The organism is Xanthomonas codiaei (assembly GCF_002939785.1).
Taxonomy (GTDB): Bacteria; Pseudomonadota; Gammaproteobacteria; order Xanthomonadales; family Xanthomonadaceae; genus Xanthomonas; species Xanthomonas codiaei.
The window spans coordinates 25,023-46,128 of the sequence record NZ_MDEC01000026.1 but is presented as its reverse complement, the minus strand read 5'-3'; the positions used below and the strand labels follow the sequence as shown (position 1 = coordinate 46,128).

Sequence of the window (21,106 nt, the reverse complement as noted above, 5' to 3'; positions counted from 1 at the left end):
GCGAACTTTATTAACTGTCAGTAAGTGATGGAGACGGTCACCGTGTCCGAGTAAGCGCCGGCGATCGGCAGTTGCGGGGCAGGCGCGCGGCCATACACGGTCACCGTCTGGGTGGTGCCGTTGCCGGTGCCGGCCAGGGTGTCGAGCCCGATCGTGGTGCCCCAGCGGTTGCTGCGGCCGGCATCGCGGTAGAGCTCGTAGGTGATGAAGTTGGCGCTGCTGGCGTGGCGCATGCGACGGGTGCTGCCGCTGGCGTTGCTGCCGACATCCAGGCCGATGTTCCAGGCGGTGCGGTTGGTGCAGGCCAGGCTGATGGTGGAAGTGCGGTCGATCGCGTTTTCGATGCTGCCGGCGATGCTGCCGAAATCCAGATCGGTGGTGACGTAGGTATTGCAGCGCGCCGGCACATTGGCCGAGGCGGTGAACGGAAACGCGTTGCTGGCGGTCTTGGCGCCGCTGATGGCGGTGTTGCAGTCGGCTGGCTGCTGGATGCCGCCGATCACGCTTTCGTTGTAGGCGTAGCGCACCACGGTGTCGGCGCCGCCGAAGGTGCTGGTGTGGTTGCCCACCGACAACGTCTGGCTACCGGGAATGCGCCCGTACAGCGTGACGGTGGTGGTCTGCGAGCCGCCGGTGATGACCGGCACCCCGTAGGCAAAGTTCAGCACCATCGGCGACGGGACAGTGGAGTTGGCTGCGCCCCAGATCTGCGTGCGCGCCGCATCGCTGTAGATCTGGTAGCCCAGGCTGTCGCCTGTGCCATTGCCCAGGCGGCGTGGCGTGTACTGCCCGCCACTGGCGCTGCCGGGGCCAAGGTCCAGGCACAGCGTCACCCGTGCGTTGCCCAGCACGCTGAGTGCGGCGGTGGCGCAGGAGACGTTGAAGGTGGCCACCGCGTCGGTGGCGCCGTTGGCGGCCACGTTGCCGAAGGCCAGCGGCGTACCCAGGGTGACGGTGCAGACGGTGTCGGCCCGCGCTGGCGCGCCGGGCGCCAGCCACAACGTGGCCAGGGCCAGGATCAGCAGCGCCCGCCAGACCCTGTGCGCAGTCATGGCGCGCGCTCGGCGATGCAGGGCAGCGGGCCCACGCGTGGGATGCCGCCGGAGGACGTGGGATAGGCGAACTGCGCAACGCAGCGGCCATCCGGGGTATCGACCAGGATGCGGTTGTCGCGCTGCAGGTTGTCCAGATAGGTTTCGCCGTCGTAGCCGACCACCACCCGTTCGGCGTCGCCCTCGCGTTGCACCACGCTGCCCACTGGCACCGGTGCGCTGTTGGTGTCGTGCAGCACGATGACCGCTGCCCGCACCCGGGTGATACCGAAGCGCACCGCCACGCCGGACTGCTGGCGCGGGGTGACCGTGGTGTCGACCCGGTCCACGCGCAGGTCGGCCGGCAGGTTCAGGGTGTCGATGGACAGCTGATTGCGCTGCCACGATTGCAGCGGCGTCACCAGCAGGGTGCCGCGCGCATCGGTCACCCCGATCAGGCGATTCTCCAGCCGTACCGGAATGCCGGCTTGCCCGTCGGTGGAGACCACGGCGAAGGAGTCCTGGATGTCGCGCGCCGCAAACCCCCGGCCGTTCATCCAGACCAGGCTGCCACTGGCGCTGGCATAGCCGAAGGTGTCGCCCCCCTGATTGGCTGCGCCGATGTTGTAGCGGCCGACCCGGTTCAACCAGCCCAGCTCGGCCAGGCCGCCGCTGGCGTCGTCGCCGGCGCGTCCCTGCAGCCGCCAGCCGATGCCGCCCAGGTCGCCATCGCCGGGCAGCGGCTGGCTGATGTCGGCCACAAACCCGGTGCGATTACCGTTGCGCTGCATCGAGGCGCTGGCCTGGCGGATCTCGCCGAAGGTGGTCGACAGCGACAGATACACGCTGCGGTCGCTGCGCACATCCAGGTTCTGGTTGGCCGACAGGTTGGCGGCCCAGCTGCGCCCGAAGCTGCGCGACCAGAACGCGCTGGCGTAGCGCGAGGTGTCGCCCTGCGGATAGCTCAGCCGCACGTAGCTGGTGCCCAGCGAGCCGATGGCGGCAAGGTTGACGCCGAATACGACGCGGTCGCTGATGCGCGCCGGCAGGCTGCCCTGCAGCGCTCCCAGGTCGCGATAGTCGCCATGGGTACGCTGGGTTCCCAGGTTGAAGTTGAAGCGGCGGTTGTTCCAGGCATAGCCCAGCACGTACTGGCCGCCGCTCAATGCATGCATGCGGCTGTGCGCGTAGGCCGCATTGACCACGCCGCCGGCGCCGAGCAGCCAGATCCCGCCAGCGCCGGCATTGACCACGCCGCCGCCGGCTTCGGTATGCGCCTCGATGGTGAAGTCATCGCGCAGCCCCTTGCGCAGGGTGGCGCTGGCGACGGGCCGGGACGCGTAAGCAAACGAGCGCACACCGTAATCGCGGCGCAGATGGCCGATGCCGGCCGACCATTCGGAGATGCCGCGCGCCAGCAGCTGTGGCGTGCCATAGAACGCAAAGTCCAGCCGGCGCACGCGCCCGAACGCATCGGTCACCACGATCTGCGCCTGCCCGGTGCCGCTGATGCCCGGTTGCGCGGCCAACTGGAACGGGCCGGCAGGCACCCGCCCGCTGTATTGGCGCAGGCCATCGACATACAGCTCCACCGTCGAGGGCACGGCCGCCTCGCCCAGGAAGCTGGGCGTGGGAGTCAGCACCCGATACGGCTGCAAGGCGTAATTGCGCCCGATCTGCACGCCGCCCAGGCGCAACGAGCGGCTCCAGTCGACGAAACCGCTATAGAAGTCGCCAACCCGCAGGCTGGTGGCGGTCTCGGGAAAATCCATCTGCCAGGCGCTGTCCAGGCGCACCGCTTCGCTGCGCCAGCGATGGTCCTGCGGACGGTCGTAGGTCAGGAACACGGCGGTGGTGTCGACCATGCCGCGGCCGATGCCGAAGCCGCGCAGTTCGGTGGACAGCGATACGCTGCTGGCGCCGGTGTTGCGCGTGGCGTACAGGTCGTAGTTGAGCAACATGCCCGGCGATGCGGTGGCGCTGGGCGGTGCGATGTCCTCGGCCTTCAGCACGGTTGTCGATAACGATAGCTGCGCCAGCGGGGCCTGCAGCGCCAGCCGCTGCAGTGCGGCGTCGTAGCGCACCTCCACGTCGCGCAGGCTGTCCAGCGCGACCTGCTCGTCGGCGGCACGGTCGGCGAGAACGAAGCCAAGCTTGCGCAGCGTGTCGACCGAGGCTCGCAGATGCCCATCGACCATCTCGAAAGGCGCCAGGCCGCGGTCGGCCTGATTCAGGGTGACATTGAGATACAGCGTCTGCGGCTGCGCGGTAGCGGCTTGCGCGGGAGGGTCGGGCAGCGAGGTCATGTCGGCCAGGTCGCTGGCCGCAACGGTTCCCAGGCAGCCGGTGGCGGCGAACAGCGTCATCGCCAGCCGGGCCGCGTCACGGGGCCGCGGGCACGGCCAGCAGGGTGCGTTCGTCGGCCTCACCATTGATCCTTGCGACGATGGAGCCGCGCGCGAACTGCGCCACCGGGGCGCCCAGCGACCAGCGCATGGTCTGGCCGGGCAGCACGTAGCCGACCAGGCCGCTCAGCGCGCTCTTGGTCGCGCCGTCGACGCGGTGTTGCAGGTCGGCCACCTGGGCGTGCCCGTTGCCGGTGTTGCGGATCTGGATCTGTGCGGTGCCGTCGCTGCCGGCAACCACCTGTGCGCTCAGGCTGGGCGCCGGTTCGCTGTTGCCCGGTGGCAGCACGAAGATCGGCACCGAATAGCGCAATACGAACTGCATGCCCTTGCGGTCGGCATCGGCACTGGGAAGTTCGTCGACGATGATGCGGTAGCAGCGTTCCTCCCCGGTGGGGGGCGGCCCGGCGCGAATCACCCGGATCAGCTGGCGCTCGCCGGCGGCCAGGGTGCGCATCGGCGGGCTGACCAGCAGCTCCTGGGTCGGCTCGAGCTGGTCCTGGCCATCGCGCTGGGTCCAGCGATAGGCGCGGGTCTGCACCTGCACCGGCGCACCGCCGCTATTGCTCAGCCACAACCCGTCGGCGGCCTGCTCTGCGCTCAGGCTGAGCGAGGTCGGCGCCAGTTGCAGGCTGGCCGCGTGCGCCGGGAGCGACAGCCAGCCGCCGGACAGCACCCACAGCAGTACCAGTACGGCGCGGATCGGCCAGGAGGCCAGGTGACGGGGCAGGCAGCAATGCAAGGACATGCGCGGCTCAATAGATGATGGTGGCGGTGATCGTGTCCTGGTAGCTACCGGTGGCGGGGTTGTTGGCCGACGGGTTGGTCACCCGGCCGTAGACCGGATAGACCTGGTTGATGCCGGTGGCTGTGCGGCTCAGCGTGTTGGTGCCGGTGGTGCTGCCCCAGACGGTGCTGCGGCCCAGGTCCTGGTACAGCTGGTAGGCGATGTAGTTGTTGGTGGTGACCAGCGGGTCGGCGTTCTTCATGCGACGGGTGGTGACGTCGTTGGCGGTGCCGGCGTTGCTGCCCGCGCTCAGCGCGATGTTGTAGGGCGTCAGCGCCGTGCACTGGGCGGTCACGCTGCCGTTGGCATCGGCGTTGGCGGTCGAGGTCGACAGCACCGAACCGAAATCCACGTCGGTGGCGGAGGCGGCAGTGATGGTGCAGGCCTTGGTCACGGCGATCTTGACGTTGAAGGTGGTGGTATCTGCTGCGCTGGCGATGCCGACGGTCGAAAGCAGGCCAAGGGACAGCAGGACAGGGCGGACAGTACGCATGGACATTTCCTTGACCGATCAGGTCATTGATGGCGCGACCACTCGTCGCTGCTCATGCAATGCATCCGCTGTGCCAAACATAACGGCGAATTCAGCTTGTATCTACCTGTTTCTGCTGGCGCTTTCGTCAAATCTGCGATGTCTTGCGCATGACGTCGCTAGTGCAAATCTTGACGCTGCGTGCACATCGTCACGGATGAATAGGCATCGGTGGCGGTTTCCTGTTGCCCGGTCCGCTTGCCGAGCGGCGGCGGCGTACAAAAAACGTCGGCGCGGGCCGTTCAGATTCAGCCCGGATCGGCGATAATCCCCGCCATGAGTGTCAATCTGAAAACCAAAGAAGAAATCGAACTGATGCGCGTCGCCGGCCGCCTGGCCGCCGAGGTGCTCGATATCGTGGCCCCGCATGTCAAGCCGGGCGTGACCACGGCCGAACTGGACCGCATCTGCCACGACCACATCGTCAACGTGCAGGGCACCATTCCTGCCAACGTGGGCTACCGCGGCTTTCCCAAGAGCGTGTGCACCTCGGTCAACAACGTGATCTGCCACGGCATCCCCAGTGCGGCCAAGGTGCTGAAGGACGGCGACATCGTCAACATCGATGTCACCGTGATCAAGGATGGCTGGCATGGCGATACCAGCCGCATGTATTACGTGGGCACGCCCTCGGTGATGGCCAAGCGGCTGGTGGAGACCACCTATGAGGCGATGTGGCGTGGCATCCGTGCGGTCAAGCCCGGTGCCACCCTGGGCGACGTCGGCCATGCGATCCAGAAGTTCGCCGAAGCCGAGCGCTTCAGCGTGGTGCGCGACTACTGCGGCCACGGCATCGGCAAGGTCTATCACGACGAACCGCAGGTGATGCATTACGGCCGTCCGGGCGAGGGCCTGGTGCTCAAGCCGGGCATGACCTTCACCATCGAGCCGATGATCAACGAAGGCACCTATCACCATAAGACCCTGCCCGACGGCTGGACCGTGGTGACCAAGGACCGCAAGTTGTCCGCGCAGTGGGAACACATGGTGGCGGTAACCGAAGACGGCGTGGATGTGCTGACGCTGTCGGCCAATTCGCCCGCGCCGGTATGACGGACGCGCCGGCGGAGCGACCCGACCCGGGCGTCGCCGGCGACGCGGACTGGGCCGCACAGGCCCGTCCGCTGCTGGTGCATGCGGACATGCGCCTGTGCAAGCGTTTCGACCAGGGCGAGCCGATCGAGCGGCTGGTGGCCTTGCGTGCGCGCGCCGTGGATCAGTTGATGCGCAATGCCTGGGCCCGCTGCATCCCGGCCGACAGCGGTCTGTCGCTGCACGCGGTGGGCGGCTACGGACGTGGCGAGCTGTTTCCGCGCTCGGATGTGGATGTGCTGGTGCTGGGCGAAAGCGCGGCCCAGCAACAGCATGAGCAGCATCTGGCGCGCCTGTTCGCGCTGCTGTGGGATGTAGGCCTGCCGATCAGCCACGCGGTGCGCTCGCCCGCGCAATGCACGGCGGCCGCGGCCGACCAGACGGTGCTCACCGCGCTGATCGAATCGCGCGCGCTGGTGGCCGATGCCGCTGCGCGTGCGGCACTGGCCAAGGCGATCGCGCCGCAACAGGTGTGGCCGCCGCGCGATTTCTTCCAGGCCAAACGCGAGGAATTGCTGGCGCGCCACCAGCGCTTCGGCGACACCGCCGACAACCTCGAACCCGACATCAAGGATGGCCCGGGCGGCCTGCGCGACCTGCAGACGCTGGGCTGGATGGCGTTGCGTGCATTCGGGGTCAAGGATCTGGAAGCGCTGGTCGGGCTCGGCCATATCGGCTTCGACGAGGCGGCGGCGCTGCGCCGCGAGCGCGAGGAACTGGCGCGGCTGCGCTTCGGCCTGCATCTGGTCGCCAACCGGCCGGAAGAGCGCCTGCGCTTCGACTACCAGAAGACCCTGGCGCAGCGACTGGGCTTTGCCGACGACCCGGAAAGCCTGGGCGTGGAAAAGATGATGCAGCGCTTCTACCGCAGCGCTGCGCTGATTCGCCGCATCAGCGACCGGCTGCTGCAGCGCTTTGAGGAACAGTTCGACGGCGAAGCGGTCCCCGGGCCGCTGGGCGACGGTTTCAGCCTGCGCCGTGGCTACCTGGCTGCCGATGCCGATAGCTGGCCCGACGGCGACGTGTTGCAGGTGCTTGCGTTGTTCGCGCAATGGGCCGCGCATCGCGAGGTGCGCGGGCTGCACTCGCTGACCGCGCGCGCGCTGGCCGAGGTACTGCACGCTCTGCCGGCCTACGACGTCGCCGATGCGGCCACGCGCGATCGTTTCATGGCGCTGCTGCGCGGCCCGCGCGCGGTGGAAACGCTCAACCGCATGGCGCGGCTGGGCGTGCTGGGGCAGTGGATTCCCGCGTTTGCCAGCGTCTCCGGGCGCATGCAGTTCGATCTGTTCCATGTCTACACGGTCGATCAGCACACCTTGATGGTGCTGCGGAACATCGCGCTGTTTGCCGCCGGCCGCGCCGACGAGCGCTTCTCGATCACCCACGAAGTCTGGCCGCGCCTGCGCAAGCCGGAATTGCTGTTGCTGGCCGGCCTGTTCCACGACATCGCCAAGGGCCGCGGCGGCGATCATTCCGAACTGGGCGCGGTGGATGCGCGTGCGTTCTGCCTGGCGCACCGCCTGAGCGAGGGCGATACCGAACTGGTGACCTGGCTGGTGGAGCAGCACTTGCGCATGTCGGTCACCGCGCAGAAGCAGGACATCTCCGACCCGGAGGTGATCCACCGCTTCGCCACCCTGGTGGGCACCCGCGAGCGCCTGGATTACCTCTATCTGCTGACCTGCGCCGATATCGCCGGCACCAGCCCCAAGTTGTGGAATGCGTGGAAGGACCGCTTGCTGGCCGACCTGTATTTCGCCGCACGCCGCGCCTTGCGCGAAGGGCTGGAACACCCGCCGCCGCGCGAGGAACGCCTGCGCGAGGCGCGCGAATCCGCACGCGCGCTGATGCAGGCGCAAGGGCATGACGATGTCACCATCGACCGCCAGTTCGCCGGCATGCCGGACGAAAACTTCCTGCGCTTCCGTCCCGAACAACTGGCCTGGCAGGCCGCCTCGCTGATCGAGGTGGAGATCGGCCAGACCCTGGTCAAGGCGCGGCGTGCGGTGCCGGACAACGATGCGTTGGAAGTGTTCGTGTACTCGCCCGACCGCGACGGCCTGTTTTCGGCGATCGTGGCCACGTTGGACCGCAAGGGCTATGGCATCCATCGCGCGCGCGTGCTGGACGCGCCGCACGATGCGATCTTCGACGTGTTCGAGGTCCTGCCGCAGGACAGCTTTGCCGACGGCGACCCGCAGCGACTGGCCGCGACCGTGCGTCAGGTGCTGGCCGGCGACCTGGCGAAGGTGCGCCCGGCGCGACGCGCGGTGCCGCGCCAGTTGCGGCATTTCCGCTTCGCGCCGCGGGTGGAATTCAGCGAAAGCGCCGGCGGCCGCCGTACCCGCATCAGCCTGGTCGCACCCGACCGCCCCGGTCTGCTCGCCGACATCGCGCATGTACTGCGGATGCAGCACCTGCGCGTGCACGACGCACGCATCGCCACCTTCGGCGAGCGTGCCGAAGACCAGTTCCAGATCACCGACGAGCACGACCGCCCGTTGTCCGAATCCGCCCGGCAGGCGCTGCGCGATGCGCTATGCGCCTGTCTCGATCCCGCCTAGCACTCCTGGAGACCCCCATGGCCACCACCAAGAAGACCGCGCGCAAGTCCAGCGCGAGCGCTGCCAGCGCCGCATCCAAGCAAGCCGGCACGCGCAGCAGCAAGGCCGCCAAGGCAATGCCTGCCGCCAAGGCGAAGCCACGGGCAGCTGCCGGCAAGAACGCTGCATCCAGGCCCGCCGTGGCAAAGAACGCTGCGGTGAAGAAGGCGGCTGGCGCGCCGCGCGTGGCGGCCAGCAAGGCCGCTGCCGCCAGGAAGCGGCCGATCGCCGAACAGGCGGTGCAGAGCGCGGCAACCCATGTGGGCGACGATGAGCTCAGGTTCGGCATCGAAAGCGCCTTCGAGCGTCGCGCCACCTTGACCATGGACGAGATCGACGGCTCCACCCGCACCATCGTCAATCGCGTGATCGACGGCCTGGAAAGCGGACAATTCCGCGTGGCCGAGCCGGACGGGCAGGGTGGCTGGACCGTCAACGAGTGGTTGAAGAAGGCCGTGCTGCTGTATTTCCGCGTCAACGAGATGGCGGTGATCGATGCGCAGCCGGCGCCGTTCTGGGACAAGGTGGAATCGCGCTTTGCCGGCTTCCACGAAGCGGAATTCCGCAAGGCCGGCGTGCGCGTGGTGCCGGGCGCGGTGGCGCGCCGCGGCAGCTATTTCGGCAAGGACGTGGTGCTGATGCCGAGCTTCACCAATATCGGCGCGTATGTCGGCGAAGGCACCATGGTCGACACCTGGGCCACGGTGGGCTCGTGCGCGCAGATCGGCAAGCATTGCCATCTGTCCGGCGGCGCCGGCATTGGCGGCGTGCTCGAACCCCTGCAGGCCAGCCCCACCATCATCGAAGACCACTGCTTCATCGGTGCGCGCTCGGAAGTGGTCGAAGGCGTGGTCGTCGGCCACCACAGCGTGATCGGCATGGGGGTGTTCATCAGCCAGAGCACGCGCATCTACAACCGTGCCACCGGCGAGATTTCCTACGGCTATGTGCCACCGTACAGCGTGGTCGTCTCCGGTCAGTTGCCCTCCAAGGACGGCTCGCACTCGCTGTATTGCGCGGTGATCGTCAAGCAGGTCGATGCCAAGACGCGTAGCAAGACCAGTGTCAACGAACTGCTGCGCGGGCTGGCGGATTGATCCGTTTGTCCATCGTGAGGAGTGCTGCGAATTGCTCGGGCGTGAGATGCATGTTTCCCTTCTCCCATGGGGAGAAGGTGGCGCGCAGCGCCGGATGAGGGTGCGCGCAAGGCTTGGTGCACGGTCTGCACTAGGCTGCGCCCGTACCCTCACCCCAACCCCTCTCCCGGCGGGAGAGGGGCCTTGCAAGGTACTCGCGTTGAATGAGGACACGCGTGCTTCCCTTCTCCCACGGGGAGAAGGTGGCGCGCAGCGCCGGATGAGGGCGCGAGCAACGCCTGGTGCACGTTCTGCACGAGGCTGCGCCTGTGCCCTCACCCCAACCCCTCTCCCGGTGGGAGAGGGGCCTTGCAATGTACTCGCGTTGAACGAGGCCACACGTGCTTCCCTTCTCCCATGGGGAGAAGGTGGCGCGCAGCGCCGGATGAGGGCGCGAGCAAGGCCTGCTGCACGGTCTGCACTAGGCTGCGCCCGTACCCTCACCCCAACCCCTCTCCCGGCGGGAGAGGGGCCTTGCGAGGTACTCGCATTGAATGAGGACACGCGTGCTTCCCTTCTCCCACTGGGAGAAGGTGGCGCGCAGCGCCGGATGAGGGTGCGAGCAAGGCCTGCTGCACGGTCTGCACTAGGCTGCGCCCGTACCCTCACCCCAACCCCTCTCCCGGCGGGAGAGAGGGGCCTTGCGAGGTACTCGCATTGAATGAGGACACGCGTGCTTCCCTTCTCCCACTGGGAGAAGGTGGCGCGCAGTGCCGGATGAGGGCGCGAGCAACGCTTGGTGCACGTTCTGCACGAGGCTGCGCCCGTACCCTCACCCCAACCCCTCTCCCGGCGGGAGAGGGGCATTACAGGCCGATTTTCCGGGATACAGAAATGACCACGCTCTACGGATTGAAGAACTGCGACACCTGCAAGAAGGCCACCAAGTGGCTGGACCGTTTCGGTGTCGCCCATGCGTTTGTGGATTACCGCGACAACAAGCCGTCGCCGGAAACGCTGCTGGAGTGGGCCGGCAAGGCCGGCGGATTCGACGCCTTGATCAACAAGTCCTCCACCACCTGGCGGCAGTTGCCCGACAACAGGAAGACGCCAGGCTCGGAGGCGGAATGGAAACTGCTGCTGCGTGAGTATCCGCAACTCATCCGCCGCCCGGTGGTGGTGACCGACGACGGCGTCGTCAGCCAGGGCTTTTCCGACAACGGCTTCAAGGCGCGCTTTTCGGTCGGCTGACGCCAATGCGGCGCCATCGTTTCGCCTGATGGCCTGCCGATTGCTGCGTGCAGGCGCACGCTGCCCGTTTCCACGCATGCGCGGCATGCATCCACCAGCTAGAGATCATGATGACCAGCGACGTCCTGCAATTGACCTGCGACCTGATCGCGCGCGCGTCGGTGACTCCCGACGATGCCGGCTGCCAGACGATGCTTGCCGAGCGCCTGGCTGCCGCAGGTTTTGCGTGCGAACACCTGCGCCTGGGCGAGGTCGACAATCTTTGGGCCACGCATGGCAGCGGTGCACCGGTGCTTGTCTTGCTCGGGCATACCGACGTGGTGCCGCCAGGACCGCGCGATGCGTGGACCAGCGATCCATTCGAAGCGCAGATCCGCGATGGCGTGTTGTACGGGCGCGGCACGGCCGACATGAAGGGCAGCGTGGCCGCGTTCGTCGTCGCTGCAGAGCAGTTCGTGGCCGCGCACCCGCAGCATCCCGGCACGCTGGCGATACTGCTCACCTCCGACGAAGAAGGCGATGCCATCGACGGCGTGCGCCGCGTGGCTGAACTGCTGCGCACGCGCGGGCAGCGCATCGACTGGTGCATCACCGGCGAGCCGTCGTCCACCGAACGGCTGGGCGACCTGCTGCGGGTTGGCCGGCGCGGCAGCCTGTCCGGCGCGCTCACGGTGCGCGGCGTGCAAGGGCATGTGGCATACCCGCACAAGGCGCGCAACCCGATCCACCAGGCCGCGCCGGCGCTGGCCGAGCTGGTGGCCCGGCAGTGGGACGAAGGCTTCGAAAGTTTTCCGCCCACCAGCCTGCAACTGTCCAACATCCATGCCGGCACCGGCGCCAACAACGTGATTCCCGGCGAGCTGCAGGTCGCCTTCAATCTTCGCTATACCCCGCATTGGGATGCGCCGCGGCTGGAAGCGGAAATCGCCGCCATGCTCGATCAACACGGGCTGGACTACGCGCTGCGCTGGCATCGCAGCGGCGAACCGTTCTACACCCCCGAGGGCCGCCTGCGCAGCGTCGCGCGCGAGGTGCTGGGCCAGTTCGCTGGCGCGCCGCCGGAAGAAAGCACCGGCGGCGGCACCTCCGATGCGCGCTTCATCGCGCCGCTGGGCGCGCAGTGCATCGAGGTCGGCCCGGTCAATGCCAGCATCCATCAGGTCGACGAGCACGTGCGCGTGGCCGATCTTCAGGCCTTGCCTGCGCTGTATCGCAAGCTGGTCGAGCGGCTGCTGATCGAGTGAATGGCGGTGCGCAGGAAGCGCACAGAACCGTTGCGCAGCCGCCAGGCGCGCGGCAGCCGGTGCTTGGAATCGGCGTGTGCCACTTCGCACCTTCCGGCGCTGGGCGCGCCATCCACACCACCTGGCGACTGCTCGCTACCTGCTGCAATTCGCTCTCTGCGTCGTTGCCGCTGAAACAGTTGCGCCAGGGAAAACGAACGGTTAGCGTCGCCTGCATGGACCTGTGCCTCGCCAACCTCGATAACGCCAACCGCAACGCCCTGCGCGCGAATAATCGTGCGCGGCCGATGCGGGTCTGCGACTAGGCGAAGTACAACCAAACGCCCAGGAATCAGAAAACCCGCATCGGCCGATGCGGGTTTTTTTATGGATGTCATTCTCGTGCAGCACGCTTGTCCACCGGCCACTCAATCCCGCAGTTTCATCAGGAGTGTTTCCATGTGTTCCATCTTCGGTATTTTCGGCCTGCAACCCGGCGACGATCTGCAGGCCCTGCGTCGGCAGGCGCTGGAATGTTCGCAACGGCAACGGCATCGCGGTCCGGACTGGAGCGGCGTCCATGTCGATGCCGGTGCGATCCTGGTGCACGAGCGGCTGGCCATCGTCGACCCGGCCGGCGGCTCGCAGCCGTTGCTGTCCGAAGACGGGCAACTGGTGCTGGCGGTCAACGGTGAGATCTACAACCATCGCGAACTCAAGGCCGAACTGCTGCAGCCATACGCCTTCCAGACCGGCTCCGATTGCGAGGTGATCAATGCGCTGTACCGCGAGGATGCGCCGGCCTCGTATCTCAACCGGCTCAACGGCATCTTCGCCTTCGCGCTGTGGGACAAGGCCGCCGGACGGGTGATCATCGCGCGCGATCCGATCGGCGTGGTGCCGTTGTACTGGGGCCACGACCGCGAAGGGCGGTTGCGGGTGGCCTCCGAACTGAAGTCGCTGGTGGACCATTGCGCCGATGCCGCGCAGTTTCCGCCGGGCCATTGGTACGACAGCGCCACCGGCGCACTCAGCCGCTACTACGAGCGCGCCTGGCGCGAGTACGGCGAAGTGGAGGGCGTGCAGGTGCCGCTGCAGGAATTGCGCGAGGCGTTCGAACGTGCGGTGCACCGCCAGCTGATGACCGACGTGCCGTACGGAGTGTTGTTGTCCGGCGGCCTGGATTCGTCGCTGGTCGCCGCCGTGGCCGCGCGCTACGCACGCCATCGCATCGAGGAGAACGACACCACCGAAGCCTGGTGGCCGCGGCTGCATTCGTTCGCGATCGGGTTGAAGGGCTCGCCGGATCTTGCCGCTGCCGAAGTGGCTGCCGCGGCGATCGGCACCGTGCATCACGGTTTCGAATACACCTTCGAAGAAGGGCTGGATGCGTTGCCGGAAGTGATCCGCCACATCGAGACCTATGACGTCACCACCATCCGCGCTTCCACGCCGATGTTCCTGCTGGCGCGACGGATCAAGGCGATGGGCGTCAAGATGGTGCTGTCGGGCGAGGGCGGCGACGAAATCTTCGGCGGCTATCTGTACTTCCACAAGGCGCCCAACGCCCGCGAATTCCACGAGGAGCTGGTGCGCAAGCTCGACGCGCTCAACAACTACGACTGCCTGCGCGCCAACAAGTCGATGATGGCGTGGGGCGTGGAGCCGCGCGTGCCGTTTCTGGATCGCGAGTTCCTGGATGTGGCCATGCGCATGGACGCCAGCCACAAGATGATCGACAAGACCAGCGGCGGCGCGATCCGGATGGAAAAAGGCGTGCTGCGCGAGGCGTTTGCCGGGTATCTGCCCGATTCCATCCTGTGGCGGCAGAAGGAGCAGTTCAGCGACGGCGTGGGGTATGGCTGGATCGACGGGCTCAAGGCGCATGCGGCCGCGCATGTCAGCGATCGCGAACTGGCCGCGGCCGACCGGCGTTTTCCGGTCAACCCGCCGCAGACCAAGGAAGCGTATTTCTACCGCAGCCTGTTCGAGCAGTTCTTCCCCGGCCAAGCAGCGGCCGAGACGGTGCCGGGCGGCAAGTCGATCGCCTGTTCCTCGCCGACAGCCATTGCCTGGGACGCAAGCTTCGCCGCGATGGCCGACCCGTCCGGCCGCGCCATCGCGGGGGTGCACGCGCAGGCGCTGGCGTCGTAATCCGCGGCGACCAACCGCAGCGGCCGGCGTGCGCCGAGGCGCTGCCGGCCGCTCCGGCCCCGGAACGGCCAACAGACTGCTGCGCAGCCGTCAGGCGGGCGTGGCCGGTGCCCGGGATCGGCATGTCCTGGCCGTGCGCTCCGGCTCCTGCGCGCGCCGCCCACCCGGCGACTGCGCGCTACATGCTGTCGGCCGCGCTCATTGCTCGTGGCGCACGCAGTAGCCGTAGCGCTGCGGATCGATATCCACCCCCGCCACGTCGGCCTGGTTGTTGCGCCAGATGTTCGGTTTGAAGTCGGCGGCGGTGCAGTTGGCCGCACGGTCCACGCCGATGGTGTAGGTAAACGGCGTATTGGCGAAGCGGTTGTTCTCGAACACGTTGTCCTGGCTCATGCTGTTGTCCCAGCACAGGATCTCCGGCGTGCGGTAGCGGATGGCGCAGGCCAGGAAGACGCCGGCCACCTTGTTGCCATCGAACACGTTGTTGCTGAAGCGGTTGCGTCGCGCATCCGACAGATAGATGCCCTGGCTGCCGTTGCGCTCGAAGCGGTTGTTGCGGATCTCGCTGTCTTCCAGGTGCTCGGTGGTCAGGCCTGCGGCCACGTTGTCGTGGATGTAGTTGTTGACCATGGTGACCTTGGCGGTGCGGTTGAACGACACCCCGTCCCAGATCGCGCCGGACACGTCGTTGTTCTCGATGGTGATATCGCGCGTGTCGTATTCGCTCAGCAGGCAGGCGCTGCGGCACTTGTTGACCTGCAGGCCGGCCAGGCGGATACCTTCGCCGGAACGGACCACCACCGCGCTGTTGCTCAGATATGGGCGCTCGGGCATGAATTCCTGGTCGCCGGTGCTGGCCACGATCTGCATGTCCTCGATGCTGACATTGCGGATCACGCCGGTCGGCCGCTGGTTCTCGTAGTCGCCCACCACCAGCGCCGGCTGCTGTACGCCATCGGCCATCCGCAGCACCGTCGCCGGACCCTTGCCACGCAGGACCAGGTTGCCGCGATGGATGGACACCAGCCCGTTGAGCGGGAACTCGCCTTTTTCCAGGCACAGCACCGCGGGCTTGTCGCCTTGCGGCAGCTTGTCGATGGCTTTTTGCAGGTCCTGTCCGGGCTTGACCTTGGCGGTGCAACTGGCCACGGGTGCGGCCGGCGGGCCGGGAGTGGTTGGCGGCGCGGCCGAACAGGCGGCGGCGAACACCAGGGGCAACAGGGCGGAAACGGAGCGGGCAAGCTGAGGCATGCGGATTCCGGTCAGTGAGGGGAGGGGGGCGATCGTGCGGGAGCGGGAAATCGATCGCGACGGCCTCTAGTGTGTCCCACTGGACGTTAAGTTCCGGCCCAGGCGCGCCTGCGCGATTCGGCGCAGGTTCATTGCCTGGGGCCGCACGTGAGGAGGGATGCGCGCCACGCCGCAGTCGGTACAGCATTCGCCGTCGTCGGCGTGCGCGTGGTGTGAGTCATGCGCTGCAGGTCGAGAGCGCGCCGCCTGCGTGCCATGCGACACGCGCACCGGCGCGCTCCAAGCAATCGACACACTTGCTGCGCTGCCTCCAGGCAGATGCGGTCGGTGCATGGAGCGATTGGTGCACGGAATCGACATGCACCACGCGCCATGCCGATCATCGGTTCGTCGCCGCGTCCACCTGACACCTGTGCGCGAGGCCATCAGGCGGGCGCGGCCGGTGCTGGGCGCGGCATGCACCACGCCTACGCTCCGGTTCCGGGCGCGCCTTCCACGCCCACCGCACGACTGCTCGCAACGTTCTGTTGGTCGCTCTCAGAAGCTGTAGGCCAGCTGCGCGTAGATACGCCGCGGCTCGCCTGGAAAATGCCCACCGCGGGCGTTGAAACCGCTGACGGCATAGACCTTGTCGAACAGGTTCTTGACGTTGACCTGCAGCTTGCACGCATCCCACTGGGTCTGCCAGCTGATGTCGTAGATCGCATATGGCTTGACACGCTGACCATCCAGGCTGACGCGTTCGCCCACGTAGTCGGCGCCGAAGGCGATGGCCGAGCGCCAGGCCGGCAGGTCGTAACGCGTCCACAGGCCGAAGGTGTTGCGCGGCGCATTGGCGAAGCGGTCACCGGAGGCATTGGTGATGCCATTGGTGCCGGCATCGAGCACGCGCGCATCGTTGTAGGCGTAGGTAAGGTTGAGCACCCAGCGCTCGGTGAGGTCGGCCAGCAGATCGACCTCCAGCCCTTCGCTGCGCACCAGGCCCAGTGCGGACAGCTGATTGACGCCGTCCACGATCTGCCCGTTCGCCTGCACGATATTGCTGCGCTCGATGCGATACAGCGCGGTGTTCAAGCTGAGCCCGCCATCGTTGAGCGCAGTCTTCAGGCCCAGCTCCCACTGCTTGCTGCGCTCCGGGTCGAAGGGCCCGCCCACACTGGCGTCCTGGCTGGCCGCATCCTGCGGCACGAACCCGCTGGCGTAACTGGCATAGGCATTGATGCCTTCGCGCAGTACCACGGTGCTGCCGACGCGCCAGCTGAGATCGTTGCCGGTGACGCGCGAATCATCCAGCAGGTTGTCGTCCTTGAAACCGTCCCAGCGCAGCCCGGCCATCGCATGCCAGCGCGGGGTGAGGGTGAGTTCGTCCTGCAGATAGGCACCGTAGCGCTGGCTGCGGGTGCTGGTGGCACGCCAGGGCAACGTGTCCAGGCCGTAGTCGTAGAAACCGCTGCGGCCGTACACCGGGTTGAACAGGTCGATGCCCGGCACGGGCCCCCGTACGCGTCCGGTGTCTGCGGTGTTGGCGGTCTGCGCACGGAAATCGGCATCCAGCCGGTAGTAGTCGGCGCCCATCAGCACCTTGTGTTCGATGCCGCCGGTGCTGGTGCGAAACACCGCGTTGACGTTGCCGGAGATCGCATCGTTGTCGCGGTACTGGTTGCGCAACTGGCGTGTCATCCATTCGGCGCTGCCATCGCGATCGCGATCGATCAGGCCCATCGGCTCGTGATAGATCTGATGCTCATCGTTCTTGAACCAGCGCAGTGCCATGTCCATATCCCACGCGCTGGACGGCGAGAAGCGATATTGCGCGAACGCCACCTTGGCGCGCATGTCCAGGAAGTCGGTGGGCTCGTTGTGGTTCCAGCGCCGGTCGGTGAGGAAGTTGCCATCGTCGTCCACCGGCACGCCGCGCAGGCGATTGCCGCCCAGGTTCTGGGTGATGTCGGTGTACTGCAGGACCAGTTCGCCGGTCTGGCCGATGTCCAGCGCCACCGAGGCATCGCCGATCTGGCTCTGGCTGTCGGTATTCCAGCGGAAGCCGTCTTCGCCATCGGCATACGCACCGATGCGGTAGCGCACCCGGCCATCGGCGCGCGCCGGGCCGGTGGCTTCGAACGAGGCCGCGCCGAAGGACTGATTGCCCAGTTGCAGCTCCACCCTTCGCTGCGCCTGGTGCGCAGGCTTGCGGGTGACGTAGTTGATGACGCCGCCCGGTTCGCCGCCGCCATACAGGGCGCCGGCCGGTCCCTTGAGCACTTCCACCCGTTCGATATTGAACAGCTGCGGCACCGAGAAACCGGCATACGGATCGCCGCGCAGGCCGTCGTACAGCACGTTTTCCTGGCGGAACCCGCGCAGGGTGACGCCGGCATAGCTGAAGAAACTGATGCCGCTGATGCTGCGATACAGATCGGTGATCTGGCGGGCGGCCTGATCGTCGATCAACTCGCGCGGCAATACCTGCACCGACTGCGGCACCAGCGCCAGCGGAGTGTCGGTGCGCGTGGCCACTGCGGCATCTTCGGATTTGTACAGGGTCTGCGCACGGCCGATCACGTTGACGCCATCGAGCTCGGTGACATCGGTGTGGGGGTGTTGCTGGGCGAGGGCGTGGGGCGAGGTCAACGCCAGCGCTAGCGCAGTGGCGAGCGCGGTGACAAGGAGCGTGGGGCGCATTGTTCACTAATGGGAATGGTTATCAAGTGCATCTTAGCATGTTGTGCTTGCTTGATTGCTCTGATCGTGGGCGAAGCAATAGCTGCGGCGCACGGATGTGCACAGGTGCGAGCTGCAATGCGTACTCGCAGACGCCAGATCGCAAATCGCCAAGTCGCAGACGTGCAGAGCATGCCTTCTCCCATCGGGAGAAGGTGCCCGAAGGGCGGATGAGGGTACGAGCGAAGCCCCATGCCGCATGTCATGCAGAAAGCCGTTCGTAATGCAGAAGGCCGCTCGAAAGCAGCGCAGGATGCGCGGCATCGCATGCGACCGTGGCATGGCATGCGCGCGTCCCCCATCCCGACCCCGCTCTGCGCCCGGCCCGCGCTTGCCGCGCGGGCGCTCCAAGGCACACGCGCCAGTGCCGCGTACTCGCACCGATCAACGAGGCAATACGAACACGCCGACGTCCTCGTACCGATCAACCAAGCGCCATGAACCGGCCTACTTCGGCTGCAATCGCAGCGTATGGCGGGTGGCGGTGGGCAAGAACGGGGTGGGCCGGCCATGCACCCAATCGTCGTGCCCTGCGCCCCAGAACGGCGACAGCGGGTGTCCGCTCTGGCCACCCGGCATGTGCACGATGCCGTCCTGTTCGTGGCCAGGGGAGACCACCATGCGTTCGGAGGCGCCGAACGCCGGGCCTTGCACGCGCGGCATGTCGCGATCGCCCGGCAGTGGATCGGGCGGCATGCACAGCCAGCGCCTGGCGAGCGCAGGCAGGGCCCGCGCGATCGGGTGGCAGATGGCCGCGGTGTTGCGTTCGCCCCAGCTGCGTTCACCGAGCGGCTGGTCCGGCTCGCCTTGCGCGAGCAGCGCAGTGTGCGCATCGCGCGCGGCATCGGCGAGGAGCTGATCCCAGCTGGCATGATCGGGCGGCAGCAGATGCACCGGGCGCTGCTGCAGCAACGGCCAGACGATCCCTTCCATCTGTGCGCGCCGCGGCGGCAGGAACCCCTCGCCCAGCGCCGACTTCGCCGGCGCCAGCAATCCGGCCTCCACCGCATCGATGGTCTTGCTGCGGAACTCGCGAACGATGCGGTAGCTGACCGAGCTGGCGGACGCATGGCCGTCCCAGTGCCGCGTGGCGCGCTCGATCTGCTGCAGTGCCGGGTCCTTGCTGTGCGTGACCACGCCACGCAACAGCTGCCACCAGCGCGTCAGCAGCACCGCGCGATCGTCCAGCTGGATCGCCAGCAGATCGCGTTCGGTGAAGCGCTGTCTGGCGAACAGGTCGTCGCGGATCTGCTGCGCCCGCGCGCCGAGGTCGTAGCCGGCGTTGCCGAGGATCGCCAGCTGCTGCGCGTCGACGACGCGACTGTTGGCGGTCCAGAGCCGATGCGAGGGCGGGTCGACCAAGGCAGGCGCGTCATCGCTGCGCACCGGCCAGGGCGTGCAGCCAGCCGTGGTGATGGTTGGCGGAATCGTCGCTGGCGGTACCGACGCCGAGGCGTTCGCCAGTTCTGCGATGCCCGTCGGGCTGCAGCCGGCATTGCGCGCAGGGCGCGCGCCGATCAGGCGCCAGGCGATGCGTCCGCTGCGGTCGGCCATTATCAGGTTCTGTGCGGGAATGCCCGAGCGGTCCGCCACGGCGAACGCGCCTTCCAGGTCGCCGGCGCTGCTCATCTGCGCAAAGTCCAGGCCGATCGCGCCCGGCAACTGCGCGGCCCAGCGCAACGCCAGCAGGCTGCCGTCGGCGTTCGCGTGCACGATCGGCCCCCAGGCCGCTTCGCGCACGTCCAGGCGTACCGGCGCGGCGCCGGCCACGCGGATGGTTTCCACATGTGTGGTCAGCGCTTGCGGATGCGCGGGCGTTGCGGCGGGAATGCGTGCGAAGTCGGCGGTGTCGATATAGCTGTTGGTGAAGGCCCAGGCCACATGTCCATTGCTGCCCACCACCATCGCCGGCAGGCCGGGCAGGGTGAAACCGGTGACATCCACCTTGCCGTCGGTGGCGCTGGTGTCGCGGTAGCGCAAGCGCGCGCGGAACCAGATGTTGGGCGCGCGCAGGCCCAGGTGCATGTCGTCGGCGACGATGGCGCGGCCGTCTGCGGTGAGCGTGCCGTCTACCGCGAAGTTGTTGCTGCCCGGGGTGGGCTGCTCGGTGTGCGGTGTGGTGGGCGGATGCGGCAGACGGCGCAGGTCCAGCGCCGCCGCATCCGGCAAGCTGGCATCGCCCTGGGGTGGGCCGAACAGGGGCGCATCCCAGCTCGACCCCTGGTGATCGAGCAGTGCGGCCAGCGCAGGCGGCACCACGGCGCGAATGCGCGCGGCGGCCAGCTCGGTCTGGTTGTCGTTGTCCTGCAGGTCGGCATACATCGCCAGGCCGGTGAGGATGGAATCCTCCATGCTCCAGGCGCGCGGGCTCTGGCGCAGCAACACATAAGGCCAGGGCCGCACCCGCAACGCCGCCAGCCCGGCGTTCACCCCGTCGGTATACGCCTGCAGCGCGTCGCGCTGGCCGCCCATGGCGATCTCCAGGTTGGCGCGCACGCGTGCGCGCAGCCGATGCACGCGATTGCGCTTGTCCAGATCCAGCGCCTTGGCACCGAACAGTTCGGACAGCTCGCCGGCGGGCGCGCGGCGCATCAGGTCCATCTCGAAGTAACGTTCCTGCGCATGTACGTAGCCGAGCGCACGCATCGCATCGATCCGGTCCTGCGCGTCGAGGGTGACCACGCCATTGCCATCGCGCTGTACGCCTACCGGTGCGCGCAAGCCGGCAAGCGCGGTGGTGCCGTCCAGCTGCGGCAGGCTGCCGCGCAGCAGCAGGTACGCCGTCGCAACGGCGGCCAGCGCCAGCACCACGATTCCCAGCGATAGCCGGCCCAGCCATTTGCGCATTGTCGGTTCCTCGAGTTCGGTTGTGAGCGGTGGATGCGGCAGGCGGTTGGCGATGGGCAGGCGGCGTGATCGACCGGCAGTGTACGAGCGGCAGATGCCGATTCGATGCACCGGCCGCGCCGGATTGGTC

Annotated in this window: 14 protein-coding genes and 1 other RNA gene; 7 read left to right on the top strand and 8 right to left on the bottom strand. The window is 67.4% G+C overall.

The genetic code is table 11. The features are described 5' to 3' along the window. Window positions 1–17 precede the first annotated feature (17 nt). Genes XcodCFBP4690_RS16810 through XcodCFBP4690_RS16795 form a run of 4 tightly spaced genes read right to left on the bottom strand, consistent with a single transcriptional unit; the run spans window position 18 to window position 4,716 of the window. A complete protein-coding gene (locus tag XcodCFBP4690_RS16810; RefSeq protein WP_167394678.1) occupies window positions 18–1,052 on the bottom strand; it encodes a Csu type fimbrial protein in 1,035 nt (344 codons plus the stop codon). Beyond that, window positions 1,049–3,397 carry a fimbria/pilus outer membrane usher protein gene (locus tag XcodCFBP4690_RS16805; RefSeq protein ID WP_104542660.1) on the bottom strand — a complete coding sequence of 783 codons (2,349 nt, stop codon included), beginning with the start codon at window positions 3,395–3,397 and terminating at the stop codon, window positions 1,049–1,051. Before XcodCFBP4690_RS16805 ends, XcodCFBP4690_RS16810 begins: the two co-directional genes overlap by 4 nt. Window positions 3,398–3,413: 16 nt before the next feature. Further along, window positions 3,414–4,184 carry a fimbrial biogenesis chaperone gene (locus tag XcodCFBP4690_RS16800; RefSeq protein ID WP_104542658.1) on the bottom strand — a complete coding sequence of 257 codons (771 nt, stop codon included), beginning with the start codon at window positions 4,182–4,184 and terminating at the stop codon, window positions 3,414–3,416. Window positions 4,185–4,191: 7 nt separating this feature from the next. Further along, window positions 4,192–4,716 carry a Csu type fimbrial protein gene (locus XcodCFBP4690_RS16795; protein WP_167394677.1) on the bottom strand — a complete coding sequence of 175 codons (525 nt, stop codon included), beginning with the start codon at window positions 4,714–4,716 and terminating at the stop codon, window positions 4,192–4,194. Window positions 4,717–5,031: 315 nt separating this feature from the next. Here XcodCFBP4690_RS16795 and map point away from each other — a divergent pair, with 315 nt between their 5' ends. The 5 genes from map (at window position 5,032) to dapE (ending at window position 12,024) form a co-directional block, all read left to right on the top strand. Continuing rightward, complete coding sequence (map, locus tag XcodCFBP4690_RS16790; protein WP_104542654.1) at window positions 5,032–5,808, top strand: type I methionyl aminopeptidase; 777 nt, start codon at window positions 5,032–5,034, stop codon at window positions 5,806–5,808. After that, window positions 5,805–8,414, top strand: a complete 2,610-nt coding sequence (locus tag XcodCFBP4690_RS16785; RefSeq protein ID WP_104542652.1) for a [protein-PII] uridylyltransferase — start codon at window positions 5,805–5,807, stop codon at window positions 8,412–8,414. Before map ends, XcodCFBP4690_RS16785 begins: the two co-directional genes overlap by 4 nt. A gap of 17 nt (window positions 8,415–8,431) precedes the next feature. After that, window positions 8,432–9,550 carry a 2,3,4,5-tetrahydropyridine-2,6-dicarboxylate N-succinyltransferase gene (dapD, locus tag XcodCFBP4690_RS16780; RefSeq protein ID WP_146091930.1) on the top strand — a complete coding sequence of 373 codons (1,119 nt, stop codon included), beginning with the start codon at window positions 8,432–8,434 and terminating at the stop codon, window positions 9,548–9,550. 873 nt (window positions 9,551–10,423) lie between these two features. After that, window positions 10,424–10,780 (top strand): arsenate reductase, encoded by a 357-nt coding sequence (locus XcodCFBP4690_RS16775; RefSeq protein ID WP_104542650.1) that lies wholly within the window; start codon window positions 10,424–10,426, stop codon window positions 10,778–10,780. Window positions 10,781–10,890: 110 nt separating this feature from the next. Further along, window positions 10,891–12,024, top strand: a complete 1,134-nt coding sequence (gene dapE / locus XcodCFBP4690_RS16770) for a succinyl-diaminopimelate desuccinylase (protein WP_104542709.1) — start codon at window positions 10,891–10,893, stop codon at window positions 12,022–12,024. On the opposite strand, the gene XcodCFBP4690_RS22800 is transcribed toward dapE, so the two are convergent. Next, the gene (locus XcodCFBP4690_RS22800) at window positions 11,970–12,401 is read right to left on the bottom strand and encodes a hypothetical protein (protein WP_167394676.1); all 432 of its coding nucleotides are present in this window, start codon (window positions 12,399–12,401) and stop codon (window positions 11,970–11,972) included. The genes dapE and XcodCFBP4690_RS22800 overlap by 55 nt on opposite strands. Window positions 12,402–12,462: 61 nt before the next feature. On the opposite strand from XcodCFBP4690_RS22800, the gene asnB reads away from it, so the two are divergent. After that, window positions 12,463–14,157 (top strand): asparagine synthase B, encoded by a 1,695-nt coding sequence (gene asnB / locus XcodCFBP4690_RS16765; RefSeq protein WP_104542648.1) that lies wholly within the window; start codon window positions 12,463–12,465, stop codon window positions 14,155–14,157. A 198-nt stretch (window positions 14,158–14,355) separates the two neighbouring features. On the opposite strand, the gene hpaM is transcribed toward asnB, so the two are convergent. Continuing rightward, window positions 14,356–15,408: a type III secretion-associated outer membrane-bound protein HpaM gene (gene hpaM, locus XcodCFBP4690_RS16760; protein ID WP_104542646.1), complete on the bottom strand. Its 1,053-nt coding sequence runs from the start codon at window positions 15,406–15,408 to the stop codon at window positions 14,356–14,358. A 456-nt stretch (window positions 15,409–15,864) separates the two neighbouring features. Between hpaM and XcodCFBP4690_RS16755 the strand changes: the two genes are divergently transcribed. After that, window positions 15,865–15,941, top strand: a non-coding RNA gene (locus XcodCFBP4690_RS16755) — sX9 sRNA. Window positions 15,942–15,945: 4 nt separating this feature from the next. Here XcodCFBP4690_RS16755 and XcodCFBP4690_RS16750 read toward each other — a convergent pair. Continuing rightward, a complete protein-coding gene (locus tag XcodCFBP4690_RS16750; protein ID WP_104542644.1) occupies window positions 15,946–18,090 on the bottom strand; it encodes a TonB-dependent siderophore receptor in 2,145 nt (714 codons plus the stop codon). Between the two features lie 486 nt (window positions 18,091–18,576). Further along, window positions 18,577–20,976 carry a penicillin acylase family protein gene (locus tag XcodCFBP4690_RS16745; RefSeq protein WP_104542642.1) on the bottom strand — a complete coding sequence of 800 codons (2,400 nt, stop codon included), beginning with the start codon at window positions 20,974–20,976 and terminating at the stop codon, window positions 18,577–18,579. Between the last annotated feature and the right edge of the window lie 130 nt (window positions 20,977–21,106).